The organism is Runella sp. R5_40, from assembly GCF_057652295.1.
In genome coordinates this window covers 94264-100608 of sequence record NZ_JBYFCH010000015.1, presented here as the reverse complement: position 1 = coordinate 100608, position 6345 = coordinate 94264, and the positions used below count along the sequence as shown (strand labels likewise).

The 6345-nt window shown below is 44.3% G+C and carries 4 protein-coding genes and 1 pseudogene; 4 read left to right on the top strand and 1 reads right to left on the bottom strand.

Annotated elements, in window-relative coordinates; all coding sequences use genetic code 11:
- Window positions 1–255: 255 nt before the first annotated feature.
- The 4 genes and pseudogenes from AC23N5_RS21700 (at window position 256) to AC23N5_RS21685 (ending at window position 4870) form a co-directional block, all read left to right on the top strand.
- A complete protein-coding gene (locus AC23N5_RS21700; RefSeq protein ID WP_487757223.1) occupies window positions 256–756 on the top strand; it encodes a peptide deformylase in 501 nt (166 codons plus the stop codon).
- 211 nt (window positions 757–967) lie between these two features.
- Window positions 968–1117 (top strand): annotated as a pseudogene (locus AC23N5_RS21695) (antitoxin Xre/MbcA/ParS toxin-binding domain-containing protein); the annotation flags it as partial.
- 54 nt (window positions 1118–1171) lie between these two features.
- On the top strand, window positions 1172–2383 hold the full coding sequence (locus tag AC23N5_RS21690; protein WP_229601301.1) for a M20/M25/M40 family metallo-hydrolase: 1212 nt from the start codon (window positions 1172–1174) through the stop codon (window positions 2381–2383).
- Window positions 2384–2539: 156 nt separating this feature from the next.
- Window positions 2540–4870: an efflux RND transporter permease subunit gene (locus AC23N5_RS21685; RefSeq protein ID WP_183973055.1), complete on the top strand. Its 2331-nt coding sequence runs from the start codon at window positions 2540–2542 to the stop codon at window positions 4868–4870.
- A gap of 46 nt (window positions 4871–4916) precedes the next feature.
- Here AC23N5_RS21685 and AC23N5_RS21680 read toward each other — a convergent pair whose 3' ends face one another.
- The gene (locus AC23N5_RS21680; protein WP_487757222.1) at window positions 4917–6275 is read right to left on the bottom strand and encodes a M24 family metallopeptidase; all 1359 of its coding nucleotides are present in this window, start codon (window positions 6273–6275) and stop codon (window positions 4917–4919) included.
- Between the last annotated feature and the right edge of the window lie 70 nt (window positions 6276–6345).

The window sequence follows — 6345 nt, the reverse complement described above, 5'->3', positions numbered from 1 at the left end:
TCTCAAGACCTCGTTTGCAAGGGTTTTGAAAAAGCTGAGTCGGTTGGTTTTGAGAAACCAACTTCACATCATGAGTGACGTCAGATTCTCAAATCTGACGTTGGAGGTTTCTCAAAACCTCGTTTGTAAGGGTTTTAAGAGACCCGAGTTGGTTGGTTTTGAGAAACCAACGGCACATCACGAGAAACCAACCGCACAAAGCCAAACACACATAAAGATTTTGATTTACAACGGTGCTTAGACACGAAGAAAAAGATGAAAACATTAGCCGATTTACTTTTACTGGGCGACCCGCGATTATACGAGGTATGTGCCCCTGTTTTACCCGAAGAACACGACGAGTTGCTGGGCTGGGTGGCCGACCTCCACAATGTAATGCAAGAAGTACGCACAAAATATGGCTTTGGACGAGCCATTGCCGCACCGCAGTTAGGGATTATGAAACGGTTGATTTACATGAACATCGACCGCCCAGTGGTGTTTATTAATCCAGAACTGGTGAATTTGAGCGATGAAACCTTTGAGCTGTGGGACGACTGCATGAGCTTTCCTAATTTGTTGGTAAAAGTCAAGCGCCATAAGTCGTTGACCATAAAATATTTCGATGAACACTGGCAGCCGCAAGAATGGCTGATGGAAGATGCGTTGTCAGAACTTTTGCAACACGAATACGACCATCTTGATGGCGTTTTGTGCACGATGAGGGCGATTGATACGCAGTCGTTTCGTTGGAGACCCACGCCACCGAAGCAATAGGCTTTGTAAATTCGTAGGTAAGAACTTATAATTAAAACATTTTTCACAGGGTTGTTATGTAAAATAGTCATTATTTTTACGCCAAATGCCATGTACGATGTTTGATGTAAATAATTGGGGCGAACTTGAAATCATTTCTGTGCCAATAGGAAAAGATGTCTAGGAATATTCTCTTCAACTTGCGGTTTTATGTAAATGTGGGGAGGATGTTTTTGGAGAATTGCCGCAGTTTGTTGGGTGGATGAATCACCCAAACCATATTTTAAGCGGTAAAAAAACCATAGAATTGCTTGAAACGCCTTATGGTTTTGAGTGGATTCATGACGAACTAACCCGTATTGCACACGGTATATTGGCCTAGACTAAACTTGTTGAAGATGCAAACTCTAAACTATTCACTCATCACATTCCTCTAATGAAAAAAATACTATTAGTAGCTTGCTTGGCAGCGGGTTCATTGTACGCCCAGAAATCAGACATTTCTGCCAAAAACGTCCAAAAACATATTTCTTACTTGGCATCCGACGAACTGAAAGGCCGTGGGACGGGGACGAAGGAAGAAAAAATGTCGGCGGATTATATTGCGAAGTATTTCAAAGAAATTGGGCTTCAACCCAAAGGCACCAATGGCTACGAACAGCCTTTTAAGGCGAATCTTGATACAGTACACGTGTTGGACGCCCGCAACGTAGTTGGTTTTTTGGATAACGGGGCCGACCGTACCATTGTCATCGGAGCGCACTATGACCACCTCGGCGAAGGGTATCAGCGTGGCTCGTTGATTCCTGACAGTAAAGGGAAAATCCACAATGGTGCCGACGACAACGCGTCGGGTGTGGCAGGTGTGTTGGAATTAGCGCGGCATTTTGCCAAAAACAAAGTCAAAGAAAAACACAACTTCCTCTTCATTTGCTTTTCGGCTGAGGAACTAGGTCTGTTAGGCTCAAAATACTACGCTAATAACCCTACAATCGACTTATCAACGGTGAATTTAATGCTCAATTTTGACATGATTGGCCGTTTTGACCCTAATAAAGCAATTACTGTGGGCGGGTGGGGAACAAGTCCTAGCTGGGGGCAAGTGATACCGCCCGTGTTGGAACGTGATAAAATGGCGTTTAAAATTGACTCCGCAGGCGCTGGTGCTTCCGACCATACGTCGTTTTATGTAAAGAAAATCCCTGTTTTGTTCTTCTTTACGGGGGTTCACGGCGATTACCACAAGCCAAGCGACGACATTGAACTGATTAACTTTGAAGGAGAAGCTAAAATTCTCAACTCAGTGGTTGGGATTGTGAACGCCGTTGATAAACTTCCTAATCGTTTAGAATACCGCGAAACTGCCATGCCAATGGCCCGAAATATGAGTTTCAAAGTGACGATGGGGCTTTTGCTCGATTATTCTTTCAATGGGCCAGGTATCAAGGTGGATGGGGTCTCTAAAAATCGTCCTGGCGAAGCGGCGGGTATCAAAGGTGGTGATTTGATTTTACGTTTGGATAAATATACCCTCAATACCATTTACGATTATATGGGCGCGTTGGGAAAATTTGAAAAAGGCCAAACGGTGGAAGCAGAAGTGCAGCGAGGGGCTGATAAATTGACGTTGCCTGTTACTTTTAAATAATAAACGAGCTTGTAAATGCGAAATGCCTCGATGAAAATCGGGGCATTTTTATTTTCTATTGACCTTCATGATGGACAATAAACTTTACTTTTTTAGGCTGAATCACGGGAAGGCTGAGTATCTTTGCGACTTTCGTAAAACAAAGCACCATTGCGTATGTGGAATAATATTGCTCAAAATATCATCAAATATCGGTTTATTTGGCTGGCAGTCATACTGGTTTCAACGGTTTTTATGGGGTACGAAGGAAGTAAAATTGAGCTTTCGTACAAGTTTGCACGTATCCTGCCGTCTGACGACCCTACCGAAAAAGAATACCAATATTTTCGACAACTTTTTGGGGAAGATGGCGCGATAATGGTCATTGGTTGGCAGGATGAAAACTTGTTTGAAGTCAATAAATTTCGCGATTGGGAGGCCCTTGCTCAGAAAATCAAATCGACTGAGGGGATAAAAAATGTGCTTTCGCTGGGAAGTGTTTATAAGGTGGTACGAAACGACAGTGCCAGCCGCTTCGATATTCTTCCCGCCATGAAACAGCTCCCAACGACCCAAGCGGAGGCGGATACTCTGAAAAAACAAATTCAAAATTTGCCGTTTTATGATGGGTTGGTGTGGAATTCAAAAACCAATTCGACTCTTATCTTAGTAACCTTCAACGAAGCTTCGCTAAACTCAAAGCGCCGATTGTCGATTGTAGAGGATGTTGCGAAGTTTTCAAACGAATTTGCCGTTAAGCACAATACCGAGCTTCATTTTTCGGGTATGCCCTTCATCCGAACAACGATGATGAAGAAGATTTCGAGCGAAATGACGTTGTTTATGATTTTGGCAGTGGTCGTGACGGCCTTTATTTTGTGGGTTTTCTTCCGCTCTTTCCGCCTTACCCTTCTTTCTATCGTCGTCGTGCTCATCGGGGTTGTGTTTTCAATTGGCACTTTGCAGCTTTTTGAGTATAAAATTACGGCCCTCACGGGGTTGATTCCGCCGTTGTTGATTGTGATTGGTGTGCCGAACTGTATTTTCTTAATCAATAAATACCAACAAGAACTCAAAACGCACGGCAATAAAGACGAGGCCATTGCCGAAATGGTGAAACAAATCGGCCTGTCGATTTTGTTGGCCAATGTCACCACGGCCATTGGTTTTGGGGTGTTTTATTTTACCAATAGTGCTTTGTTGGTGGAGTTTGGCGTGGTTGCGGCTATCTGTGTGATGGTAACATACGTGCTTTGTTTGGTGCTGTTGCCCATCACGTTACACTACATGGATATTCCAAAAGCGCGTCATTTACGTCATTTGGACGGAAAATGGGCGGTGGGAATCCTGACAAAAGTAGATTATTTGGTACACAACAAACGCCGCGCTATTTACCTGGTGATGGTGGCTATGATTTTGATTTCTGCGTATGGAATAACCAAAATCAAGGCCATTGGGTATGTGGTGGATGACTTGCCCAAAAATGATAAAATCTACGTGGATTTGCGCTTTTTTGAGAAAAACTTCAATGGAGTTCTACCGTTTGAAGTAATGATTGATACCAAACAACCCAACGGTGTATTTGGAAATCAAGCCCGAACATTGTACAAAATTAAAGCACTCCAAAATGCACTTGCCGATTACCCAGAGTTTTCAAAACCTGTTTCGGCGGTGGAAGCATCGCGCTTTTTATACCAAGCCTATCGCGGGGGCGATGCCAAGTATTACGTACTTCCTGGGGCGATGGAGTTGTCGAAATTGTCGGATTTTGTGCAAGGGCAAGGCCAAAATGGAGCAGGAGCGAAGCAGTTGAATACGTTTTTGAACAAAGACCGCAGCATTACGCGGGTGAGTTTTCAAATGGCCGATGTAGGTTCAGAACGCATTAAAGAGTTGTTGAAAGAAATTCGTCCGAAAGTTGATTCTATTTTTAGCCCCAAAGATTACAACGTAAGCTTAACGGGACATAGTTTGGTGTTTTTGAAAAGCAACGATTACTTGTTGGGCAACTTATACGAAAGCTTGCTTATTGCGATTGTTCTGATTGCTTTGGTGGGGATGATTCTCTTCCGTTCGGTTCCTATTATTTTATTGTCAAAACTGCCTTGTTTGATTCCTCTGGCGCTGACGGCGGGTATAATGGGCTTTTTTGATATTTACTTTAAGCCTACCACGATTCTGATTTTTAGCATCACGTTTGGGATTGCTTCCGACGGTACGGTGTATTTCTTGACGCGTTATCGTCAGGAAATTTACAAAAATGGCCATCCCCCAACGGTCGCGATTAGCAAAGCGATTTTTGGAACGGGCTTGAGCATGATTTACACGGCGGCGATTTTGTTCTGTGGATTTGCCATTTTTGCCGCGTCAAGTTTTGGCGGAACGGCGGCGATGGGGGTCATGGTTTCTATCACGCTTTTGGTAGCGATGTGTACCAACTTGATTCTGTTGCCAGCCTTGTTGTTGTCGATTACTAATCGAATGAAGAAAGGGGAAAAACCCTCCTAATCGCCAAAAATCAAAGAGGCTGCCATTGTTGGCAGCCTCTTTGATTTTATTTGACATTGGCCACTTTTCGTGGAATGGTAAACATTTCCTTTTGCCGACCGTCCAAATAACGGAAGCCGTTGGCGTCGTAGTAGCCGTCTTCTTCCAACATAATCCGAATCGTTTTCTTCCATTCAGGAATTTCAACGGCCGCATTTAGCTCAATGGAATAGGCGGTGTTTTGGAACAATGGATAATCGCCCGTGCCAGGTACTCCCTGTTGCTGATCCCACATCCCAATCGTAGGCCCCGCAGCGTGGCCGTGTACGCCAATTGGGTGAGAATAAATACTTCCCGTAATACCCTCTTTCTTGGCTTGTTCGAGCGATTCCAATAACATCTTGTTGCCCGTAGTTCCCACTTTAAAGCGGCTTGTAAGAATATCTTGCAAGCGATTTCCCTGCATAAATGCCTTTTTCAAGTACTCAGGAATGTCGGTTTCGCCTGACCGAAGGACATAAGCGTGTTGTTGCTGGTCGGTATTTAGGCGTAAATACGTAATCCCAAAATCGCAGTGTAGCAGGTCGCCTGGCATGATGACTTGCTTGGAGGGGCGCTTTGAAAACGTACGTAAATGGTCAAAACTTTCGGGGTCAAGGCGTTGAATGTCAACCGTCGGATGAAACCACGTTTCTAATCCCAAATCCGTCACTTTTTGGCGCATCCACCAAACCACATCGTCGGTGGTGGTGATGCCTGGGTGAATAACTTTTTCCGAAAAAGCTTCTTCAATAATCTGGTGAGAAATACGGCAAATAATTGGATAAATGGCCGCTTCTTTTTCGCTACGCGTTTCGAGCCAAGCCACGGCAAGGCGGTCGGCTGAGACAATTTTTGCTTTTTGTTTTTCCGACAAAGCCGTCATAAACTCTTTGTGTTCGGTAAAAGTCAGTCCATCAGAATGGCCATAATCTTTGGAGAAATTTAAGGCAATTTTCTTCGGATTTCGGTCGTCAATCATCTTCGACAGGGCCAGCCATTGGTTTGGTTGTACATTGATGTCCCACTCGCCTTTGAGCAAATTCCCGACGTCGTAGCGGGCAATGGCTAATTTTTCGAGGGGCTTGTCACCACCCGCATCATAAAAAACCATGATGGTACGACGCCGCGCCGAGAGCCACGTACTGGGTAACATCGTTTTCATGACGGGGTCTTCGTTGTACTCGCGCGAAATAATAATCCACATGTCAATTCCCTCTCGCCGCATCAACTGTGGCAATAGGTTGTTGAAGCGGTCTTCTAAAATTTCATCCACAACGCGGGCTCGTTCGCGCTCGGGCAGAATGGGGGTTTGGGAAAAAGATAAAAAAGTAACTAAGCAGAAAGCAATGGACAAAAAATGCCGAAGTAAAGGTTGTTTTAGCATACGTGTTTAGGTTGGATGAATGTGTTTGTGACAAAGATACGGCGAATGTTTGGGTTGCTGAAAGCCTGTT